Consider the following 21704-nt stretch of genomic DNA (forward strand, 5'->3'; position numbering starts at 1 on the left):
TATGGGTTATGTTTATCGCCCTATGACGGGGGCATTTTATAACGATGCGCTGGAGGCTGATTATCGTGCGGCGGGAACGTGGCCGGGTTTTTATGTTCGCGTGGCGGATGCGGATTATCACGTGCTCATGGCCGGGCAGGCCACCGGCAAGGTGATCGCCCCTGATAAACGTTGTTATCCTGTGCTGGTTGAACCACCGGCACCCTCGCTGGAAGAACGGGTAAAGCAGGCATCCACTGAAAAGGCCTCCCTGATGAAAGTCGCCAGTGAAGCGCTTACGCCGCTGCTGGATGCGCAGGAGCTCGGGATAGCCACAGATGATGAGTTAGCGGCGCTTGAGCGCTGGCGGCTTTACCGCGTCATGTTAAACCGACTGGATATCAGTAACGCACCGGATATACAGTGGCCTGAATTGCCTGCATAAACGAAGCCCTCCACCCGGAGGGCTTTTTACTGGTTGTGTTATGCCTCCACCAACGCACATTCATCGCGCCAGTCGCGCGCACAACAGAAAATAGTGGCTCCACTTCACCACGGAGTTTAACGGATGAGCGACTATCATCACGGCGTGCAGGTCATCGAGATTAACGACGGCGTGCGCACCATTTCCACCGTCTCAACGGCCATCATCGGCATGGTCTGCACGGCCAGCGATGCTGACGAAAAGGCATTCCCGCTCAATGAGCCGGTGCTGATTACCAGCGTGCAAACCGCTATCGGTAAAGCCGGTAAACAAGGCACGCTTTCACAATCCCTGCAGGCCATCGCCGACCAGTGCAAACCGGTCATTGTCGTCGTGCGCGTGGCCGAAGGTGTCGATGACCCCGACGACCCGGACGCGGCACAGAAAGAAACGATTTCGAACATCATCGGCACCACGGACGAAAACGGGAAATATACCGGCCTGAAAGCGCTGCTGACGGCGCAGACCGTCACCGGCGTTAAGCCGCGCATTCTCGGTGTGCCGGGGCTGGATACGCAGGAAGTGGCGACCGCGCTCGCGTCTACCGGTCAGAGCCTGCGCGCCTTTGGCTATATCAGTGCGTGGGGCTGCAAAACCATTTCCGAAGCCATCGACTACCGCAAGAATTTCAGCCAGCGTGAGCTGATGGTCATCTTCCCTGATTTTCTGGCGTGGGATACCACGGCGAACGCGACGGACACCGCCTGGGCGACGGCGCGCGCGCTGGGTCTGCGTGCCAAAATCGACCAGACGACCGGCTGGCACAAAACCCTGTCAAACGTCGGCGTGAATGGCGTCACTGGCGTCAGCGCTTCGGTGTCGTGGGATTTGCAGGAGCCAGCGACCGACGCCAACCTGCTTAATCAGGCCGGTGTCACCACGCTGATTCGCAACGACGGCTTTAAGTTCTGGGGCAACCGCACCTGCTCAGATGACCCGCTTTTCCTGTTTGAGAACTACACCCGCACCGCGCAGGTGCTGGCCGACACCATGGCGGAGGCGCACGCGTGGGCGATGGATAAACCCATTACCCCGACGCTTATCCGCGACATCGTCGCCGGTATCAATGCCAAATTCCGCGAGCTGAAAAACAACGGCTATATCGTCGATGGCTCCTGCTGGTACGACCCGGAGTCGAACGACACCGCGACCCTGAAAGTGGGGAAACTGTATATCGATTACGACTACACCCCCGTCCCGCCGCTGGAAAACCTGACCCTGCGCCAGCGCATCACCGATACCTATCTGGCGAACCTGTCGGACTCGGTCAACAGCTAAGGAGCTGAAAGCATGGCATTACCGCGCAAGCTTAAATATCTGAACATGTTCAACGATGGCCTGAGCTACATGGGCGTCGTTGAATCCGTCACCCTGCCAAAGCTGACCCGCAAATTTGAGAAGTATCGCGGCGGCGGGATGCCGGGCTCGGTATCGATTGACCTCGGTCTCGATGACGACGCGCTGTCGCTTGAGTGGACGCTCGGCGGTCTGCCCGACGTTGACCTGTGGGCGCAGTACGCCTCGCCGGGTGCTGACAGCGTGCCGCTGCGCTTTACCGGCTCGTATCAGCGCGACGACACCGGTGCGATTTCTGCCGTTGAGGTGGTGATGCGTGGCCGTCACAAAGAGTACGACGGCGGCGAAAACAAGCAGGGTGAAAGCGGGACGACCAAAATGTCGACCGAGTGCGCCTATTACCAGCTCACGATCGATGGCCGGGAAGTCATCGAGATTGACGTCATCAACATGGTGCTGAAAGTCGACGGTGTCGACCGGCTGGCTGAGCACCGCAAGGCCATCGGTCTGTAACCCCTGACCCGGTCAGCAATGCTGGCCGGTCACTTAACTTTGAAGAGAGAAACATCATGGAAAATATCAACGAAACCGCCACCACCGAAACCAAAAACCCAAACGTCGTGATCCTCGATACCCCGCTGATGCGCGGCGAGCAGAAAATCGAGCAGGTAACTTTGACCAAACCGAACGCGGGAACCCTGCGCGGTGTGTCGCTGGCATCACTGGCAAACTCTGACGTCGATGCCCTGATTAAGGTGCTGCCCCGCATGACCTATCCCGCGCTGACTGAGCACGAGGTCGTGCGTCTGGATGTGTCCGACCTGATTTCGCTCGCCGGTAAGGTGGTCGGTTTTTTATCACCTGCATCGGATCGCTAGACTTTCCCGAAAACCTGTCGGTCGATGACCTGATGGCGGATATCGCGGTGATTTTTCACTGGCCGCCCTCAGAGCTGAATGCCCTGAGCGTGACCGAGCTCTTCACATGGCGTGAAAAGGCGCTGCAACGTAGCGGAAACCATCATGAGCAATAACGTCAGACTTGAGGTGCTGCTGAACGCGGTCGACCGGGCAAGCCGACCGCTTAAGGCTATCCAGAACGCCAGCAAATCTCTGTCTGGCGATACCCGCAATTCACAAAAAAGCCTGCGCGACCTTAACGCGCAGGCGTCCCGCATTGACGGATTCAGGAAAGCCAGCGCGCAGCTCGGCGTGACCGGCCAGTCACTCAATAAGGCGAAACAGGAAGCGGCTGCGCTGGCCGTCCAGTTTAAAAACACCCAGACCCCGACACTTGCGCAGGCGCGCGCGCTGGAAGCGGCAAAGAAATCCGCTGCTGACCTGCAGCTCAAATATAACGGGCTCAGGCACTCGGTGCAGCGCCAGCGCACGGAGCTCGCACAGGCCGGGATAAATACCCGCAAGCTGTCGACCGATGAGCGGGGGCTTAAGTCGCGCATCAGCGAGACAACCGCACAGCTTAACCGTCAGCGCGATGCACTGGCGCGGGTCAGTCAGCAACAGGCCAGACTGAGTGCGGTAAAAAAACGCTATGAATCCGGGCAACAGCTCGCCGCCGGTGCGCGCAATGCCGGAATGGTCGGCGTGGGTGTGGCGACCGCCGGGCTATATGGCGCATCACGGTTTATCGCGCCGGGTATTGGTTTTGATAAACAGATGTCAGGCACGCAGGCGATCCTCGGTCTCGATAAGGGCGATGACAAACTCGCGGCCATTCGCAAACAGGCGCGTGATATCGGTGCGACCACGGCCTTTTCACCGGGTGATGTGGCGCGCACACAGACCACGCTCGCACGCTCGGGCTATAACGCCGACGATGTGCTGGCCGCGACCGGGTCAACCGTCAACCTGAGCCTTGCGGCTGACGTGGATATTGCCGAAGCCGCCGACATCATTACCAACATGCAATCAGCGTTTAACCTGTCGACAACCGAGATTGAGCGCGTCGCGGATGTGATGACCAAAGGTTTTACGTCATCCAATACTGGCCTTGTCGAGCTGGGCGAGGCGATGAAATATGTCGCGCCGATTGCGGAAGCTGCAGGGGCGAGTATTGAAGACACGACATCGATGCTCGGTATTCTGGCGGATAACGGGATTAAAGGCTCGATGGCCGGGACCGGGGCAAGCGCTATTTTCAACCGCCTGCAGGCACCGATGGGCAAAGCGGTTGATGCTATCTCAGAGTTGGGCGTGAAAACCCGCGACGGCAAAGGGAACATGCTGCCGGTCGAGAAGATCCTCAAAGATATTCATAAATCCTTTGTGAAAAACAAGCTCGGTACGGCGGAGCAGGGCGAATACCTGAAAGTCATCTTTGGTGAGGAGGCAATGAAGGGCGCGATTAAGCTCGTCGCCGCCGCCGGTGATGGATCGCTTGCCAGCAAACGCCAGCAAATCGGGGATTCGAAGGGAACCACGGAGCGGATAGCCAAAATCCAGACCGACAACCTCGACGGGGATTTGAAAAACCTGCAGTCGGCCTATGAAGATTTGCAGATTGAGGTGTTCGATAAAGAGAACTCCGCGCTGCGTCGCCTGACGGTTTCCGCGACCGAGATGCTCGGCAAGGTGTCTGCATGGGCGAAAGTAAATCCTGAGCTGACGCAGACCATTTTCAGTGTGACAGCCGGTGCGCTGGCGCTGGTCGGCATACTGGGCGGGATTGGCCTTATTGCGTGGCCGGTCATCGCCGGGATAAACGGCATCATCGCCGCTGCAGGTCTGCTGAGTGTGATTTTTACCACTGCCGGGACGGCCATTGTCACGGCCATTACTGCAATCAGTGTGCCGGTGGTGGCTGTGGTGGCGGCTGTCGTGGGCGCTGCCTTGCTCATCTATAAATACTGGGAGCCAATCAGCGCCTTTTTCTCGGAGGTAGTGGTCGGGATTAAAACGGCCTTTGCCTCGCTTTCGCCGGTGTTTGACGCTATCGCGGAAAAGCTCGGTGCTGTCTGGAAGTGGTTTACAGACCTGTTTGCGCCGGTTAAATCCCTGCAGGATATTTTCGAGCGCTGCAAAAATGTCGGGGTGGCCTTTGGTAAGGGGCTGGCCGATGCGCTGATGGCTCCACTGAATATCTTTAACAGCCTGAGCGGCAAGGTCGGCTGGCTGCTGGAAAAGCTGGGCGTTATCAAAAAGGAATCCAGCAACCTTGACCAGACGGCGGCGAAAGCAGACAAGGCTGCGCCGGGTGGCGGGTACATCCCGCAGACCGCAGGGTATGGTGGTTATCAGGCTTACCGGCCAGTGACGGCCTCTGCCGGGCAATCCTATATCGACCAGAGCAAAAGCGAGTACAACATCACCCTGCAGGGTGGGGGCGCGCCGGGCAGTGACCTCGACCGCCAGCTGCGCGAGGCCGTCGAAAAACTCGACCGTGAGAAACGGGCCCGCCAGCGCTCCAGCATGAGACACGATTAAGGAGGGAAACACATGCTAATGGTGCTGGGCTTTTTTGTGTTTGAACGGCATACCCTGCCGTATCAGTCTATGCAATATTCGAAGGATTACCGCTGGGCGTCTAATGACCGCATCGGCAAGCCACCGGCGTATCAGTTTCTCGGAGAGGGGGAAACCTCCCGCACCCTGTCGGGTACGCTTTACCCTGAAATCACCGGCGGTCGCCTGTCGCTGACGGCGGTCGAGCTGATGGCGAATGAAGGGCGCGCGTGGCCGCTGATTGACGGGACAGGCCTTATCCTCGGGATGTATGTCATCGAGAAAGTGACCCATACGCACACCGAGTTTTTCAGCGATGGTCAGGCGCGCAAAATCGACTTTAGCCTGTCGCTGAAACGCGTCGATGATTCTGTCGCGGCCATTTATGGCGACCTGAAAACGCAGGCTGATAATCTGGTCACGTCTGCCGGTGACTGGCTCGGAGGGCTGGCGGGATGATAACGGGAATGAACGTGCAGGCCGGGGCGAAGATAGCCCCGGCGTTTATGCTCAAGCTGGATAACGAGGATATCACGCAGGATTTTAGTGACCACCTTATCAGCCTGACCATGACCGACAATCGCGGATTCGAGGCCGACCAGCTCGATATCGAGCTCGATGACACTGACGGCCAGATAGCAATGCCGCCGCGCGGAGCTACGCTGACGCTGTGGTTAGGGTGGCAGGATTCCGCGCTGATAAAAAAAGGGACGTTCACGGTCGATGAAATCGAGCACCGGGGCGCGCCCGATACGCTGACCATCCGGGGGCGTAGTGCGGATTTTCGCGGGACGCTGAACTCACGCCGCGAGCAGTCATGGCATGACACCACGCTCGGGGTAATTATCGATACCATCGCGCAGCGTAACAAACTCACGGCCAGCGTCGCTGAGACCCTGAAAGCGATCGCCGTGCCGCATATCGACCAGTCACAGGAATCCGACGCGGCGTTTCTTTCCCGACTGGCTGACCGAAACGGTGCGTCGGTTTCTGTCAAAGCGGGAAAACTGTTATTTCTTAAAGCCGGTAGCGGCAAGGTGGCCAGTGGCAAACCCATCCCGCAGATGACCGTCGAACGTGGCGACGGCGACCGGCATCAGTTTGCCATTGCTGACCGCGAGGCGTACACCGGCGTGACGGCGAAATGGCTGCATACCAAAGACCCGAAACCGCAAAAGCAAAAGGTGAAGCTGAAACGCAAGCCGAAGGTGCAGCACCTGCGCGCACTGCAACACCCGAAAGCCGTCAAAGCACCGGCAAAGAGCCTGGTGAAAAAGGAGCAGGAGGCGCGAGAGGGTGAGTATATGGCCGGTGAGTCTGACAACGTGCTGGAGCTCACGACCATCTACGCGACAAAGGCGCAGGCGATGCGCGCGGCTCAGGCGAAGTGGGATAAACTGCAGCGCGGGGTGGCGGAGTTTTCGATTACGCTCGCCACTGGCCGGGCGGATTTATTTCCTGAAACGCCGGTTGCGGTCAAAGGCTTTAAGCGCGTTATAGACGAGCAGGCGTGGATAATCAGCCGGGTGGTGCATAACCTCAACGGGAACGGCTACACGACAGGCTTAGAGCTTGAGGTGAAGGTCTCGGATGTAGAGTATGAAGCAGACGAAATAGATGGCTAAATCAATGGTATGTGTTTGTTTTATATAGTTAAGTTGGATAAAATGACTGCATCGGAAACGTTAAAAGGTGCTCATCATGTTTCACTGCCCAAAATGCCACTTCGCCGCCCACGCTCGCACTAGCCGCTATTTCTCTGACACGACAAAGGAGCGGTATCATCAGTGCCAGAATATCAACTGCAGTTGTACGTTTGTTACCACTGAGACGGTCGAGCGGTTTATCGTTTCACCGGGTGAAGTAGTGCCAGCGCCTCCGCATCCGACAACGTCAGGTCAGCAACAGATCCACTGGATGTGACCAAAAAGAAGCCCCGCAAACGCGGGGCTTTTTGTATCTGTGAGATTTGCGGTGTTAATTACATGGTTGTCAGCAGAGTGCCAGGAGCGGAAGTCATCAAAGTCTCCACTTTCGAAATAAATATCAAATCCTTATATAGCATTTTCCAATATAACCAATTGAAAAAAAATAATATTTTGGTATGTTGATTGAAATGAGTAGTTTTAGAACCCAGATGAAAAATTATTGTCTATCAAAGTAGGTATAAGGTTCCCAAGAATGTATATATATGCAACTAAAACTGAAACTTTTAAAAGATTCATAACCGGTGTCTTAAGTAGTTATAGCGCAACAATTTCTAACGAAGCAAAGATTAATTTACAAAATGGAACAACCTCCTCGGAGGATGCTTTAATGTGGCTAATCAATAAAGCCTTTAAAAAGGAGTTTGAAGACGCTAATAAAGTATATGAACATAATTATCCAGGCATAGATTATGTTGACAAACGTAATAAAGTTGTTATGCAAATAACAGCAACCGCAAGTAATAAAAAGTTCAGAGATAGCATAGATAAAATGCCTGATTGGTTAAAGGAAAGTGGATATAAAGACTTTCATTTTTTTATTAACTCTACCAACAGAAGAGTAGAATATTCTCATCAAGATTTTAATGTAAAGGTTTTCGACATTAAAGACTTGATTTCCTCTCTATGCACGTCAGGAAATGAAGAGCGCAAGGAAATTGTTGCTTATCTAGAAGAGAACTTTTCCGATTGGATCTCTCGGACTTCTTCAGAACTCTTCATGCCACAATTGACTGATTTTAAAACGAATAAATCCTTATTTAATAAGTTTATTGAAATTAATTATTCGGGTGGAAATCGGTGCTTGACCTATTCCGATATTGAATGGTTACGTGAACAGTGTAAAAATGATTTGTACCAACTTCAAAAAATGTTATCAGAATTGTCAATATTGCAGCGTAATTTTATTTGTATGATTTATCAGTATGGTTTTGTGAATGGTAGAAATAGAGAGCATGCGGTTTCGGAACCAATTCGATTAAACCTCGCACAATATGTAACACATTTTACAGAAGAAGAGGCTGAGCGATTTGATGATATATATTATGGCTTATATAAGTGGGGTATTTGTGAAATCTTAGAAGCGTTCGATTCGGATTTTTACGAACCAGACAGTGGTACTTTTCCTCATTACAAAGAATTAATTCTAAAATGGTCTAACTGGGATGCGAACTATAATCTTTTTAGGGCGATAGGTAATTTTTACATGTCAAGATATGATGAAAAAGAATTGTATCGGGCAATCAGGAGTAATGATTTTGTGCTTGTTTATTAATGCGGAATCATTTCCTAAGGAATAGTGAAAATTATATTTATATATGAAAATTCACTCAAAAATGGCTTTTCATGCTCAGGGCATTATTGGTTACCATGAAGTTATTTTCTGATTCTCGCTGTGAGTTCAACAAATGGATGCAACAGATTGCTTAAAACGCTCTGCGGGTGATTCATAGCTTAGCGTTTTTCACTTTGCTTCATCTATCTGTGTGGCAATGCTGTTGAGTCTTTGCTATCTGTGAACCGATAAGTCACTAAAACAAAAGCCCCGCATCTGCGAGGCTTATGGTATCGATGTGGTCAATGTGTGGACGTTGCTAGAAATAAATCCATTTATTTCATTAAGTTAAAGCAAAAAAATAAGCCTGCGTAAGGGAGATTACGCAGGCTAAGGAGGTGGTTCCTGGTACAGCTAGCATTTATGGGTTATGTTTTTCAGCGCTGGGGATAATACCCTTATTGAACGAAGCGGTATGTGATCCGATTCTAAGAATCTTCCGAACGTAAAAAATAACCCTGCTGAACTATTTGTTATGCGGATTACGGGTGCTTTCGCCCTCGAAGTTACGCATCAACAACGCATACTCCAGTTCCACTTCTTCCGGGACCGGCAGCCAGACAACGTGTCCATCGCCCGGTGCGACGGTGATGGCTTCGCCTTTACCGTTTTCCAGATGCTCCAGACGGAAGTTGATATTGCCCTGCGGGGTCATCAGCTCCAGGCTATCGCCTTTCGTGAACTTGTTTTTTACCGCGACGGCGGCCAAAGGACCTTTACGCGCGCCGGTAAAATCACCGACAAACTGCTGACGCTCGGATACGGAATAGCCGTGCTCGTAGTTCTGGTAATCGTCGTGCGTATGACGACGCAGGAAGCCTTCGGTATAGCCGCGATGCGCCAGGCCTTCCAGCGTTTCAAGCAGGCTGGTGTCGAACGGTTTACCCGCTGCGGCATCGTCGATGGCTTTGCGATACACCTGCGCGGTGCGCGCGCAGTAGTAATAGGATTTGGTACGGCCTTCGATTTTCAGGGAGTGTACGCCCATCTGGGTCAGACGTTCAACGTGGGCAATGGCGCGCAAATCTTTGGAGTTCATGATGTAGGTGCCGTGTTCGTCTTCGAAGGCGGTCATGTACTCGCCTGGACGCTTAGCTTCTTCAATCATAAACACGCTGTCGGTCGGTGCGCCCACGCCCAGCGTCGGTTCAACGTTTTTCACCGGAATCGGTTCATGCTGATGCACGATATTGCCAACGTCGTCTTCTTTACCTTCCTGAACGTTGTATTCCCAGCGGCAGGCGTTGGTGCAGGTGCCCTGGTTCGGGTCACGCTTGTTGATGTAGCCGGACAGCAGGCAGCGGCCGGAATAGGCCATACACAGCGCGCCGTGAACGAAGATTTCAATCTCCATTTCCGGCACCTGAGTGCGGATCTCTTCGATCTCTTCAAGCGACAGTTCGCGCGACAGAATCACGCGGGTCAGCCCCATTTGCTTCCAGAATTTCACCGTCGCCCAGTTAACGGCGTTAGCCTGAACAGAGAGGTGAATGTCCATCTCCGGGAAGTTCTCCCGAACCAGCATGATTAAACCCGGATCCGACATAATCAGCGCATCAGGACCCATTTCCACTACCGGCTTCAGATCGCGAATAAACGTTTTCAGCTTGGCGTTGTGCGGCGCGATGTTTACCACCACGTAGAATTTCTTACCCAGAGCATGCGCTTCGTTGATGCCGAGCTGTAAATTCTCGTGGTTGAATTCGTTATTGCGCACGCGCAGCGAGTAGCGCGGCTGGCCCGCATATACCGCATCGGCACCATAGGCGAAAGCGTAACGCATATTCTGCAGCGTTCCCGCCGGGGAAAGGAGTTCAGGTTTAAACATGTTTGTTCTCATTCTGATGACAGGTCAGATCCGCGTACACCAGGTGCAGCGGCAGGGGAGATCCCTTACTTTAAGGGCGGGGATTGTAGCGCTGCAAAAGGGATAGGTAAAGTGATTGCGCCGGGTGGCGGCTTTGCCTAACCCGGCCTACGGGGATGTGTTGTTTTGTAGGCCCGACAAACGGTCACACAATCCTGCACGCATCGGCTTCCCATCGATACCCCACGCCATACACAGCGCGAATAAAAGACTGATTGGCATCGAGCGCTTCCAGCTTGCGGCGCAGGTTTTTGATGTGGCTGTCGATGGTGCGGTCGGTGACTACGCGATAATCGTCATAAAGATGGTTCAGCAGATGTTCGCGGGAGAACACTTTTCCGGGCTCTTGTGACAGCGTTTTTAACAGACGAAACTCCGCAGGGGTGAGATCCAATATTTTGCTGCGCCAGCTCGCCTGGAAGCGGCTTTCGTCAACAATCAGCGGGCTTTCGGCGTCGAGCATCTGGAGTTCACGCTGCGGCTTGCAGCGGCGCAAAATCGTCTTCACGCGGGCCACCACCTCGCGCGGGCTGTAAGGTTTGCAGATGTAATCATCTGCGCCAATTTCCAGTCCCAGCAGACGATCGATCTCTTCGATTTTGGCGGTGACCATGACAATCGGCACTTCGGAGAAGCGGCGGATCTCTCGGCACAGGGTCAGGCCGTCGGTACCCGGCAGCATCAGATCCATCAGGATAAGATGGGGCGGCGTCTGGCGCACGTAAGGTAAAACCAGGTCGCCGTGGCTGATAAGCGACGGCGCATAGCTCGCCGCTCGCAGATAGTCGATTAATAACTGCCCAAGCTTAGGCTCGTCCTCCACGATCAAAATACGTGGCGTGTTTTCGTCAATGGGTAACTCAGTCATACTTCTCTCGATAAATCGCGTTCCAGCGGTAGCTCTACTGTAATGCTAACCCCGCCAAAAGGCGAATGGGCGGCGCGGATGGTGCCGCCGTGCGCTTCAACAATGTTCAGGCAAATCGCCAGCCCTAAACCCGATCCCCCGCTGGCGCGGTTGCGTGAGCCTTCGGTACGGTAAAATCGCTCGAACAGTTTTTCCAGTTGCGCGTCCTGCACACCCGGCGCGGTGTCGGCAAACGTCAGGGCAAAACGGCCATCTTCCAGCCTGCCGGAAATACGCAGCGCGCCGCCACCGTCGGTATAGCGCAGGCTGTTTTCCAGCAAATTATTGAACAGCTGCATGAGTCGGTCCGGATCGCCAAAGACCACGGCGCTGTCCGGCAACGACAGTTCGATTGTCAGATTGCGGCTGGCGAAGCGTTCGCGAAACGCGCCGCTAATCACTTCCAGAATGTTAATAACGTCCACTGGCGATTTTTGGTAGGCCAGCGCGCCCTCGTCGGACATCGACAGCTGGTGCAGGTCGTTCACCAGTTTGGTGAGCGTACCGACTTCCGCCTGCAACGAGGCAACCGACTCAGGCGTAAACTGCCGCACGCCATCCTGAATCGCCTCCAGCTCACCGCGTAATACCGCCAGAGGCGTGCGCAGTTCATGTGAAATATCGGCCATAAAGTCGCGGCGCATTTGCTGATTTTTTTCCAGCGTGCTGGCTAGCTGGTTAAAGTCCTGCGCCAGCTTGCCGAGCTCATCCTGGCTGCGGGTGTCTACCCGGGTGGAGAAATCGCCCGCCGCCAGCTTGTGCGTCCCTTCCACCAGCCGCTTGACCGGAGCCAGCAGGCCGCGCGCCAGCGGAAAGGTGGCGAGCGCGGCGAGTAATGTCGAGAGCGCGACAATCAGCCAGCTGGTACGCCGCTGCTGACGGTCAAAGTTAATGTCGGTATTGCGCGTCAGGCGCTCCACGGGAGAGGCTATGACCCAGCCGACCGCCGCGCCGTTCGCGGTAATGGTGCGTCGCATGCCGTCGTGAGGAATCGGCGCGCGCGGGCCAACCAGCACGTGCTTATCCTGATCGACAACCCAAAACTGGGTGCGCCAGCCGTGCGGCGGCATGCCGGGGCCGGGGCGATCATCGTCATTGTCATGCTCCAGCGAGCGCAGGATCTGGAACACAAAGCGGTCGTTATTGCGTAAAAAGCGCCAGTTGCCGTGGAGGGAGTACTGTTCGCTTAGCGCGTCGCTGAGCAGTTGCAAACGCTGTTCGTTGCCGCGCTTAATGTAGTCGATAAAACCGCGCTCAAAGCTAAGCCGCACCCCCCAGTGCATGGTGATCAGCAGGACGATGCAGGTGGCGAAAATCGCCAAAAAAAGCTTGCCGGTAATGCCGGGACGCCAGAATTTCATCGTTCACTCCTTTTGCGTCGGCTGATGACGACGTTCTTGCTGGTATCATCCGGGACCCGGGCGAAAATAATGGCGGGCAGGGCGATAATCACCGCCATGCTGAGGTAGGTATACAGGAACATCTGATGGGCAACGGCAGTGTCGGCGCTCAGATGATGCTGGCCGTACATCCCCAGCAGCAGGCCTGCTACGGTGACGCCAACGCTCATGGAAAGCTGCATAATCATCGAAAGAAGGCTGTTGCCGCTGCTCGCGAATTCATCGGGCAAATCTTTTAGGGTCAGGGTGTTCATCGAGGAGAAGCGCGTTGCGTTAATCACGCCCTGGAAGAACAGCACCACCGGCAGCGCGTAGTACCAGCCCATCAGCGCCACGGCCATAAACAGCAGGCTGATGAGTGCCAGTCCCAGCGTTGTCGTCACCAGCACCCGGCGATAGCCAAAATGGTTGACCACCTGAACCACGATGCGCTTCATGCCCATGCTGCCGAGCACCATCGGGATCATCATCAGACCAGCGTGGAAGGGCGAAAACCCGAGGCCAATTTGCAGGAATACGGGGGTCATAAATGGCAACATGCCGCTGCCGAGGCGTCCGGCAAAGCTGCCAAACAGACCGAGCCTGAAGGTCGCGTTCTGAAATAGCGACAGGCTGAACAGCGCGCGGTCATTGTCGCGGGCGTGCCATAAATACCAGAGGATCGAGACCACGCCGATAATGACCAGCAGGCTCAGCGTCAGCGTGGAAATCCCCAACCCTTTTTGCCCGTCGAGTGCCAGCGTCAGCGTGGCCATCCCGGCCGCCAACAGCACAAAACCGAAGAGATCAAAGCGTCGGGTCTGCATTTTGTAGTTCGGCATCAGCCATAGCGTGGCAATCGCGCCGACGATGCCCACCGGCAGGTTTATCAAGAATATCCAGTGCCAGGAGGCGTACTCCACTAAAACACCGCCCAGCGCCGGGCCAAGCAGCGGCCCCACCTGTCCGGGCAACGTGACGAAGGTCATCGCCGCCATATACTGCTCGCGCGGGACGATTTTCATCACCGTTAGCCGCCCGACTGGCACCATCATCGCGCCACCAACGCCCTGCAACACGCGCGCCATCACCAACTCATTCAGCGTATTGGCCTGCGCGCAAAACAGCGATCCCGCCGTGAACAGCACAATGGCGGTGAAGAAGATATTCCGCACGCCAATTTTGTCTGCCATCCAGCCGCTGGCGGGCAGCATCACGGCGACCGTCAGCACGTAGGAGACTATCACCATGTGCATATGCAGCGGGCTTTCGCCCAGGCTTTTTGCCATGGAGGGGAGGGCGGTGTTCACAATAGTGGTGTCCAGCGACTGCATAAAGAAGCCGAAGGCGACAATCCACAATTGCCAGCGCACGTTATTGGGAAGATCGGTCATTTAGTCTGTCACCGTCGTTCTGTTTTTTCGCGAAAAACGCACCCGCAAACGGTCAAAGAACAGATAGACCACTGGCGTGGTGTACAGCGTTAACAGCTGGCTCATCGCCAGCCCGCCGACAATGGTAATGCCCAGCGGCTGGCGCAGTTCAGAACCATCGCCGCCAGAAATCACCAGCGGCAGTGCGCCAAACAGCGCCGCCAGCGTGGTCATCATGATCGGGCGAAAACGCAGCAGGCAGGCCTGGAAGATGGCTTCCTGTGGCGTCATATTTCCGTTGCGCTGCGCGTCGAGGGCGAAATCGACCATCATGATCGCGTTTTTCTTCACGATGCCGATAAGCAGCATAATCCCGATAAGCGCGATCAGGCTAAACGGCGCATCAAAGAGCTCTAGCGCCAGCAGTGCGCCGACGCCTGCCGACGGTAGCGTCGAGAGGATCGTCAGCGGATGGACGTAACTTTCGTACAGAATGCCGAGCACGATATAGACCGTGGCAATGGCCGCCAGAATCAACATCACCTGCGAGTTCATCGTATCCTGGAACACCTGCGCGGTACCGGCAAAGCTGCCGCGCACGGTGGACGGTACGCCGAGCTGAGTCATGGTGCGAGTGATCGCCTCACTGGCCTCCGACAGTGACTTGCCCGTCGGCAGGTTAAACGAAATCGTAGAGGCTGCCGATAGCCCCTGATGGTTCACCGACAGCGGCGCGTTGGCGGGTTGCCAACTGGCGAAGTAGGAAAGTGGAATCGATTTGCCGTCATCATTGATAACGTACATTTTATCCAGGGCGCTGATGTCCTGCGTATAGCGCGGGTCGACCTCCATCACCACCTTATACTGGTTCATCGGCTGGTAAATGGTGGAAATTTGCCGCTGGCCGAAGGCGTTGTTCAGCAGGCTGTTCGCCGCTTCGACGTTAATACCCAGCCGCGACATGGTGTCACGATCGTAGGTCAGGTTCATTTCCGCGCCGTTATCCTGCTGGTCAGAGTTCACGTCTGCCAGTTCCGGCAGGGCCGCCAGCGCTTTGCGGATTTTCGGCTCCCATTCGCGCAGCGCCGTCAGGTCGTCCGACAGCAACGTGTACTGATAGCTGGCGTTCGACTGACGCCCGCCGACGCGGATATCCTGAACGGCCATCAAAAACAGATTCGCCCCCGGCTCTTTGGCGAGCTTGCCACGCAGGCGGTCAATGACCTGCTGCGCGGTTTCATCACGTTCACTGCGGGCTTTCAGGGTGATAAACATCATGCCGCTGTTGACGCGCGAGCCGCCGGTAAAACCGGTGACGTTATCCACTGCCGGATCTTCGCGGATGATCTTCATGAAATCTTGTAATTTTACGCGCATCGCCTGGAACGAAATGCTCTGATCCGCCTGAATACCGCCCATCAGCACGCCGGTATCCTGCTCCGGAAAGAACGTCTTCGGGATGGTGATGTACATCCAGACGTTCAGCACGATGGTGCCGATCAGCACCAGCCCGACGATTCGGTTATGGTTCAGCACCCACTTCAACGATTTGCCGTAGCCTTCCTGCATCGCCATCAGCAGGCGTCCAAAGCCTTTTTTGCGCGGCTGCGAATGCGGTTTGCTGCGCTTGAGCATCCAGCCGCACATCATCGGCGTGAGCGTCAGGGAGATCACCAGCGAAATGCCGATAGCCACCGAGAGTGTGACGGCAAACTCGCGCAACAAGCGCCCGGGTAATCCGCCCATCAGCAGCAGCGGCAGGAAAACAGCCACCAGCGACAGGCTCATCGACAGCACCGTAAAGCCGACTTCGCGCGTGCCTTGTAACGACGCCTGAAGTGGCTTCATGCCCGCTTCCAGATGGCGCGAGATATTTTCCAGCACCACGATCGCGTCATCGACCACAAAGCCGGTGGCGATAGTCAGCGCCATCAACGACAGGTTGTTCAGGCTAAAATCGCAAAGATACATCGCGGCGAAGGTACCAATCAGCGAAACCGGCACCGCCACGGCGGGGATCAGCGTGGCGCGACCCGATCGCAGGAACAGGAACACCACCAGAATCACCAGCCCGACTGAAATCACCAGCGTTTGTTCCACCTCCTCCAGCGAGGCGCGGATAGTCGGGGAGCGATCCTGGGCGATTTGCAGATCGATAGCTGCCGGAATGGTCTCTTGTAGTTCCGGCAAACGTTCACGAATGCTGTTCACCGTCTGGATGATATTGGCTTCTGGCAGTTTGCGGATCATCAGCAGGATGGCCGGTTTGGCGTTGGTCATCCCGGCGTTACGCACGTCCTGTACAGAATCGGTGACGTTTGCCACATCGCTTAAACGCACCGCCGCGCCGTTGTTGTAGTGAATAATCAGCGGCTGATATTCGGCGGCGGTTTTCAGTTCGTCGTTGGTCTGGATCTGCCAGCGTCGGCTGCTGTCTTCAATGGCTCCCTGCGGTCTGCGCACGTTGGCATCGCTGATGGCGCTGCGCACGTCATCCAGCGAGACGCCCTGATTAAACAACGCCTGCGGGTTTAATCCCACACGCACGGCGGGCAGGGAGCTACCGCCCACATCCACGTCGCCCACGCCGTCGATTTGCGCGATGGTCTGCGCCAGCTGGGTCGAGGCAAAATCGTACAGCTCGCCCTGAGAATAGGTATCCGAGGTCAGCGTCAAAATCATGATCGGTGCATCGGATGGGTTGGCTTTACGATAGGTCGGTCGGCTCGGCATCCCGCTCGGCAGCAGGCTTTGTGCGGCGTTGATCGCTGCCTGCACGTCGCGCGCCGCGCCGTTAATGTCACGATTAAAATTGAATTCCAGAATAATACGCGTGCTGCCGAGCGAACTGCTGGAGGTCATTTCATTGACCCCCGCAATACGGCCCAGCGAACGCTCCAGCGGCGTAGCCACCGACGACGCCATGGTTTCTGGCGACGCGCCCGGCAGGGAGGCGCTAACCATAATCACCGGGAAATCCACCTGCGGCAGCGGGGCCACCGGCAACAGACGGAAGCCGAGCACGCCGCACAGGGTAATGGCGAGCGAAATCAAAATCGTCGCCACCGGGCGGTAGATGAAGAGGGCGAAAAACTTCACTTACGCCTCCTCTTCACGTTTTGGGAAACGCGCTTTCATCTTCAGCGCCAGGCTGTCGAACAGCAGATAAATCACCGGGGTGGTAAACAGCGTCAGCACCTGGCTGACCAGCAGACCGCCGACCATGCCGATCCCCAATGGACGCCGCAGTTCAGCACCCACGCCGGTGCTGAGCATCAGCGGCAGCGCGCCCAGCAGGGCCGCCATAGTGGTCATCAGAATGGGGCGAAAACGCAGCAGGCAGGCCTGATAGATGGCCTCGCGCGGCGGCATACCCTGTTCGCGCTCGGCGGCCAGAGCAAAGTCGATCATCATGATGGCGTTTTTCTTGACGATCCCGATGAGCAAAATGATGCCGATAATCGCAATCACGTCCAGCTCGCTTCCCGCCAGCCACAGCGCCAACAGCGCACCCACGCCTGCGGTCGGCAGGGTAGAGAGGATAGTGATCGGATGAATAAAGCTTTCATAGAGCACGCCGAGCACGATATACATCGCCACTACGGCCGCGACAATCAGCCAGATGGTGTTGCCCAGCGCGGCCTGGAAGGCCAGCGTGCTGCCCTGGAACTGAGTCTGGATTTCGGTAGGGAAATTAAGCGTTTTTTCGGCATTCAGAATCGCTTCTACCGCCTCGCCCAGCGAGTAATTATCCGGGACGTTAAATGAGATGGTGGTCGATGGAAACTGATCCAGATGATTCACCGCCAGCGGCATAAAGCGCTGCTCGACGGTGGCGATAGCGCTTAACGGTACGATGCCGCCGTCTTTACCGGTCAGGCGCACTGAATCTAACGCGGCCAGGCCTAGCGTTTGTGCAGTGTCGTGCTCAAGCACCACGCGATACTGGTTAGCCTGGGTATAAATGGTGGAGATCAGACGCTGACCGAAGGCGTTATACAGCGCGTTATCGACATCGGCCATGGTAATGCCCAGACGACTCGCGGTATCGCGGTTGACGTTGACGTAGGCGGCTAACCCTTTGTCCTGCCAGTCGCTGCTCACATCCGACAGTTGTGGCAGTGCCCTGAGCTTGTCTACCAGTTGAGGCACCCAGGTACTGAGCGCCTCCAGGCTGGTGGCCTGAAGCGTGAACTGATACTGGGTGCGGCTGACCGTGGTATCAATCGTCAAATCCTGCGTGGGCTGTAGGTATAACTCCACGCCTGGAATCTTTGCCGCCGCATTTTGTAGGCGTGCAATCACGGTATTCACGCGGTCGTCGCGATCGTCCAGCGGTTTTAGGTTGATTTGCAGACGCGCGCTGTTGAGCGACGGATTCGTGCCATCCACGCCAACGAATGAGGTCAGGCTTTCGACCGCCGGATCTTTCATGATCGCTTCCGACACCGCTTGCTGGCGTTGGGCCATGCTGGCAAAGGACACCGACTGCGGTGCCTGAAGCGTGCCCTGAATGATGCCGTTATCCTGAATCGGGAAGAATCCTTTTGGGATAAAAATCCACAGCATCACGCTGAGTGCCAGGGTTCCCAGCGCCACGCTCAGGGTTGCCCACGGATGATTCAGCACTTTTGCCAGCATGCGGCCATAGGCGGCGATAATGCGTTCAAACATGCGCTCAGACGCACGGGAAAAACGGTTTTGCTTGCGCAGGGATTCCACGCTCAGCATGCGCGCGCACATCATCGGCGTCAGCGTCAGGGAGACGACGGCGGAAATCAGTATGGCGACCGCCAGCGTCACCGCAAATTCGCGGAACAGGCGGCCAACAATATCACCCATAAACAGCAGGGGGATCAGCACCGCAATCAGCGAGAAAGTCAGTGAGATAATGGTAAAGCCGATTTCGCCTGCCCCTTTCAGCGCAGCAGCCAAAGGCTTTTCGCCTTTTTCGATATAGCGCGAGATGTTTTCGATAACGACGATAGCGTCATCCACCACAAAACCGGTGGCGATGGTCAGCGCCATCAGCGTCAGGTTGTTGATCGAGAAATCAAGGAACACCATAACGGCGAAGGTCCCGACCAACGACAGCGGTACGGCGACGGCGGGAATAATGGTTGCCGGGACGTTGCGCAGAAAGACGTAAATAATCATCACCACCAGCGCTATCGCCAGCATCAGTTCAAACTGCGTGTCACTGACGGAGGCGCGAATGTTGGTGGTGCGGTCAGAAAGCACCTTCACGCTCACCGATTTTGGCAGACTTTCGATCAACTGCGGGAGCATGGCTCGAATGCTGTCGGCGGTGTCGATAATATTCGCGCCCGGCTGACGCTGGACGTTCATCACGATCGCTCGTTCATTATTGGCCCACGCGCCAAGCCAGCTATTTTCGGCCCCTTGCTCAACCGTGGCAATATCACCCAGACGAATGGGCGCACCGTTTTGATAGGCGACAATCAGCTGGCGATATTCATCAGCGGACTGCATTTGATCGTTGGCAGAGAGCGTCACCGCGCGGGTGGGGCCATCAAGTGAACCTTTCGCCGAGTTCACGTTGGCGTTGGTGATGGCGCTACGGATGGTTTCGCTGGTCAGCCCCAGCGCGGCAATCGCCTGTGCGTTGAGCTTTACACGTACGGCAGGGCGCTGGCCGCCGGAAAGCGTGACCAGACCCACACCAGACACCTGAGAAATTTTCTGCGCCACGCGTGTTTCGACCATGTCCTCAACCTGCGTCATTGGCATCGCGGTTGAGGTAACGGCAAGCGTCATGATCGGCGGATCCGCAGGGTTCACCTTGCTGTATACCGGTGGATTCGGCAGATCGGATGGCAGCAGGTTGGTGGCGGCGTTAATCGCAGCCTGCACTTCCTGCTCGGCAACGTCCAGCGGCAGCGTGAGCTGGAACTGGAGCGTAACCACCGAGGCGCCGCCGGAGCTTTGCGAGGACATCTGCTTTAAGCCTGACATCTGGCCGAACTGGCGCTCCAGCGGGGCGGTGATGGCGGACGTCACCACATCCGGGCTGGCGCCGGGATAGAGCGTGATGACCTGTATCGTCGGGTAGTCCACTTCGGGCAGGGCGGAAACGGGCAGAAAGCGGTAGCCAATAATCCCCGCCAGCAGAATGGCGACCATCAGCAGCGTGGTGGCAACGGGGCGCATAATAAACAGGCGTGATGGCCCACCCGTTGAACTCGGCGGTAACACCTGCATCAGTAATGCGCTCCCTGTTTCGCCTGCTCGCGTTTCGCCGGTTTCTCAACGGCTGCGGTCGTCTCGCTGTGCGCTTCCACTACTTCGACTTTTGCGCCTTCGGTCAAACGGTCGATCCCGTCGGTCACTACACGATCTCCCGCAGAAAGCCCCGCGCTGATAACCACCGTTTGGCTGTCCTGAATCCCCGGTTTCACCAGATGTTTGCTGACCTTATTATCGCTGTTCAGCACCCAGACAAAGTTGCCTTCGTTGCCCATTTGCAGTGCGGCCGTAGGGATGACGACGGCGTTTTCCTGCGTGGCGACCAGCATGCGGGCGTTGACGAACTGATTCGGGAACAGGGCATCGTCCTGATTAGAAAAGCGTGCTTTCAGTTTGATGGTGCCGGTGGTGGCATCAATCTGGTTATCCAGACTCAGCAGGGTGCCATCGCTCAGTTTCGATTTATTGGCGCGATCCCAGGCTTCTACGGCCAGCGTCTGCCCGGCTTTTTGCGCCTGCACGACGGTGGCGATATCGCTTTCGGGTAGTGTGAATACGAGATCGATAGGGTGCGTTTGGGTAAGGACCACGATGCCAGTGGTATCGCCACTCGAAATTTGGTTGCCAATATCAACCTGCTTCAGGCCCACGCGCCCGTCAATCGGAGCGGTGATGCGGCTCCAGTCGAGCTGAAGCTGTGCGCTGGCCACGGCGGCTTCGTCAGACTTGAGCGTGCCTTGCGCCTCACTCACCAGTGACTGTTGAGTATCCAGCTCCTGGCGCGAAACCAGGTTGGTCTTCACCAGTTGCTGATAGCGAGTTAAATCGCGCCGGGCGTTGGCAAGTGTGGCGTTATCTTTTGCCAGTTGGCCCTGTGCCTGAGCCAGTGCCACTTTGAACTGACTCGGGTCGATCTCCGCCAGCAGATCGCCGGCTTTGACCTGTTGGCCTTCCTGGAAGTGAATAGCCAGCAACTGCCCATCGACGCGGCTTCGCACGGTGACGGTGTTTGCAGCGGTTATGGTGCCTAATCCGGAGAGATAGCGAGGCACGGATTTGCTAACCGCCGTAGCGGCCTGCACCGGAGCCAGCGGGCCACTGCGCATACCCTGGCGTCCACCGCCGCCAGGGCGTTGCTGCTGTGTAGCGGTCTCAGTGGTTGAAGCGTGGCTGTGCCAGTACCAGGCGGCGGCAAGAGCCACCACAATGACACCAGCGGCGATTGCCCAGCGGGATTTGTGACTACCTTTCATCGTTATACGTTCTCATCCTGAACACTTCGGGGGATGATACTAGTTTAGTCAGCTTACACGGCAGAAAAATGGAGGAAATAAGGAAGACTGTCTGGAATTGTCTGATAGAGAGGCGTGTGTTTCGCGAGGTGGCGGCTGTGAACTGCACTCAAAATACTGGAAATGTAGACCGGGTAA

17 protein-coding genes are annotated in these 21704 nt (G+C 55.9%); 10 read left to right on the forward strand and 7 right to left on the reverse strand.

The features are described from left to right. Position 1: 1 nt before the first annotated feature. The 10 genes from AC6EMZ_RS08130 (at position 2) to AC6EMZ_RS08175 (ending at position 8481) form a co-directional block, all read left to right on the forward strand. Positions 2–424, forward strand: coding sequence for a tail fiber assembly protein (locus tag AC6EMZ_RS08130; protein WP_409255317.1), 423 nt, complete (start codon positions 2–4; stop codon positions 422–424). Positions 425–547: 123 nt separating this feature from the next. Next, complete coding sequence (locus AC6EMZ_RS08135) at positions 548–1741, forward strand: phage tail sheath protein (RefSeq protein ID WP_409255316.1); 1194 nt, start codon at positions 548–550, stop codon at positions 1739–1741. A gap of 12 nt (positions 1742–1753) precedes the next feature. Then, positions 1754–2272, forward strand: coding sequence for a phage major tail tube protein (locus AC6EMZ_RS08140; protein WP_449568517.1), 519 nt, complete (start codon positions 1754–1756; stop codon positions 2270–2272). A gap of 56 nt (positions 2273–2328) precedes the next feature. After that, positions 2329–2637: a phage tail assembly protein gene (locus tag AC6EMZ_RS08145; protein ID WP_498401949.1), complete on the forward strand. Its 309-nt coding sequence runs from the start codon at positions 2329–2331 to the stop codon at positions 2635–2637. Positions 2638–2669: 32 nt separating this feature from the next. Then, a complete protein-coding gene (locus AC6EMZ_RS08150) occupies positions 2670–2792 on the forward strand; it encodes a GpE family phage tail protein (RefSeq protein ID WP_106995048.1) in 123 nt (40 codons plus the stop codon). Further along, complete coding sequence (locus tag AC6EMZ_RS08155) at positions 2782–5202, forward strand: phage tail tape measure protein (RefSeq protein ID WP_498401950.1); 2421 nt, start codon at positions 2782–2784, stop codon at positions 5200–5202. Before AC6EMZ_RS08150 ends, AC6EMZ_RS08155 begins: the two co-directional genes overlap by 11 nt. Before the next feature lie 12 nt (positions 5203–5214). After that, positions 5215–5679 (forward strand): phage tail protein, encoded by a 465-nt coding sequence (locus AC6EMZ_RS08160; RefSeq protein WP_409255314.1) that lies wholly within the window; start codon positions 5215–5217, stop codon positions 5677–5679. Beyond that, positions 5676–6845: a phage late control D family protein gene (locus tag AC6EMZ_RS08165; protein WP_409255313.1), complete on the forward strand. Its 1170-nt coding sequence runs from the start codon at positions 5676–5678 to the stop codon at positions 6843–6845. The genes AC6EMZ_RS08160 and AC6EMZ_RS08165 overlap by 4 nt, the downstream gene beginning before the upstream one ends. A gap of 76 nt (positions 6846–6921) precedes the next feature. Next, the gene (locus tag AC6EMZ_RS08170) at positions 6922–7143 is read left to right on the forward strand and encodes a DNA-binding transcriptional regulator (protein ID WP_449567006.1); all 222 of its coding nucleotides are present in this window, start codon (positions 6922–6924) and stop codon (positions 7141–7143) included. 225 nt (positions 7144–7368) lie between these two features. Further along, positions 7369–8481, forward strand: a complete 1113-nt coding sequence (locus AC6EMZ_RS08175) for an SMEK domain-containing protein (RefSeq protein ID WP_449567007.1) — start codon at positions 7369–7371, stop codon at positions 8479–8481. Between the two features lie 526 nt (positions 8482–9007). Here AC6EMZ_RS08175 and trhP read toward each other — a convergent pair. The 7 genes from trhP to AC6EMZ_RS08210 all read right to left on the reverse strand — a co-directional run bounded on the left by trhP (position 9008) and on the right by AC6EMZ_RS08210 (position 21527). After that, complete coding sequence (gene trhP / locus AC6EMZ_RS08180) at positions 9008–10369, reverse strand: prephenate-dependent tRNA uridine(34) hydroxylase TrhP (RefSeq protein ID WP_498401951.1); 1362 nt, start codon at positions 10367–10369, stop codon at positions 9008–9010. Positions 10370–10553: 184 nt separating this feature from the next. After that, a complete protein-coding gene (gene baeR / locus AC6EMZ_RS08185; RefSeq protein WP_498401952.1) occupies positions 10554–11276 on the reverse strand; it encodes an envelope stress response regulator BaeR in 723 nt (240 codons plus the stop codon). Continuing rightward, positions 11273–12676, reverse strand: coding sequence for an envelope stress sensor histidine kinase BaeS (gene baeS, locus AC6EMZ_RS08190; protein ID WP_498401953.1), 1404 nt, complete (start codon positions 12674–12676; stop codon positions 11273–11275). Before baeS ends, baeR begins: the two co-directional genes overlap by 4 nt. Further along, a complete protein-coding gene (locus AC6EMZ_RS08195) occupies positions 12673–14088 on the reverse strand; it encodes an MFS transporter (RefSeq protein ID WP_498401954.1) in 1416 nt (471 codons plus the stop codon). The genes baeS and AC6EMZ_RS08195 overlap by 4 nt, the downstream gene beginning before the upstream one ends. After that, positions 14089–17166, reverse strand: coding sequence for a multidrug efflux RND transporter permease subunit MdtC (mdtC, locus tag AC6EMZ_RS08200; RefSeq protein WP_498401955.1), 3078 nt, complete (start codon positions 17164–17166; stop codon positions 14089–14091). Further along, positions 17167–20289: an MdtB/MuxB family multidrug efflux RND transporter permease subunit gene (locus AC6EMZ_RS08205; protein WP_498401956.1), complete on the reverse strand. Its 3123-nt coding sequence runs from the start codon at positions 20287–20289 to the stop codon at positions 17167–17169. Further along, positions 20289–21527, reverse strand: a complete 1239-nt coding sequence (locus tag AC6EMZ_RS08210; RefSeq protein WP_498401957.1) for an MdtA/MuxA family multidrug efflux RND transporter periplasmic adaptor subunit — start codon at positions 21525–21527, stop codon at positions 20289–20291. The genes AC6EMZ_RS08205 and AC6EMZ_RS08210 overlap by 1 nt, the downstream gene beginning before the upstream one ends. Between the last annotated feature and the right edge of the window lie 177 nt (positions 21528–21704).

This window comes from Enterobacter sp. SCRI0065, assembly GCF_059766475.1.

Bases quoted from the DNA above. Each gene is read 5' to 3' on its own strand.
- AC6EMZ_RS08210 (WP_498401957.1), bottom strand. From the start codon at position 21,527: ATGAAAGGTAGTCACAAATCCCGCTGGGCAATCGCCGCTGGTGTCATT.
- AC6EMZ_RS08160 (WP_409255314.1), top strand. From the start codon at position 5,215: ATGCTAATGGTGCTGGGCTTTTTTGTGTTTGAACGGCATACCCTGCCG.
- AC6EMZ_RS08170 (WP_449567006.1), top strand. From the start codon at position 6,922: ATGTTTCACTGCCCAAAATGCCACTTCGCCGCCCACGCTCGCACTAGC.
- AC6EMZ_RS08150 (WP_106995048.1), top strand. From the start codon at position 2,670: ATGGCGGATATCGCGGTGATTTTTCACTGGCCGCCCTCAGAGCTGAAT.
- AC6EMZ_RS08135 (WP_409255316.1), top strand. From the start codon at position 548: ATGAGCGACTATCATCACGGCGTGCAGGTCATCGAGATTAACGACGGC.
- baeR (WP_498401952.1), bottom strand. From the start codon at position 11,276: ATGACTGAGTTACCCATTGACGAAAACACGCCACGTATTTTGATCGTG.
- AC6EMZ_RS08140 (WP_449568517.1), top strand. From the start codon at position 1,754: ATGGCATTACCGCGCAAGCTTAAATATCTGAACATGTTCAACGATGGC.
- trhP (WP_498401951.1), bottom strand. From the start codon at position 10,369: ATGTTTAAACCTGAACTCCTTTCCCCGGCGGGAACGCTGCAGAATATG.
- AC6EMZ_RS08205 (WP_498401956.1), bottom strand. From the start codon at position 20,289: ATGCAGGTGTTACCGCCGAGTTCAACGGGTGGGCCATCACGCCTGTTT.
- baeS (WP_498401953.1), bottom strand. From the start codon at position 12,676: ATGAAATTCTGGCGTCCCGGCATTACCGGCAAGCTTTTTTTGGCGATT.
- AC6EMZ_RS08195 (WP_498401954.1), bottom strand. From the start codon at position 14,088: ATGACCGATCTTCCCAATAACGTGCGCTGGCAATTGTGGATTGTCGCC.
- AC6EMZ_RS08155 (WP_498401950.1), top strand. From the start codon at position 2,782: ATGAGCAATAACGTCAGACTTGAGGTGCTGCTGAACGCGGTCGACCGG.
- AC6EMZ_RS08145 (WP_498401949.1), top strand. From the start codon at position 2,329: ATGGAAAATATCAACGAAACCGCCACCACCGAAACCAAAAACCCAAAC.
- AC6EMZ_RS08165 (WP_409255313.1), top strand. From the start codon at position 5,676: ATGATAACGGGAATGAACGTGCAGGCCGGGGCGAAGATAGCCCCGGCG.
- AC6EMZ_RS08130 (WP_409255317.1), top strand. From the start codon at position 2: ATGGGTTATGTTTATCGCCCTATGACGGGGGCATTTTATAACGATGCG.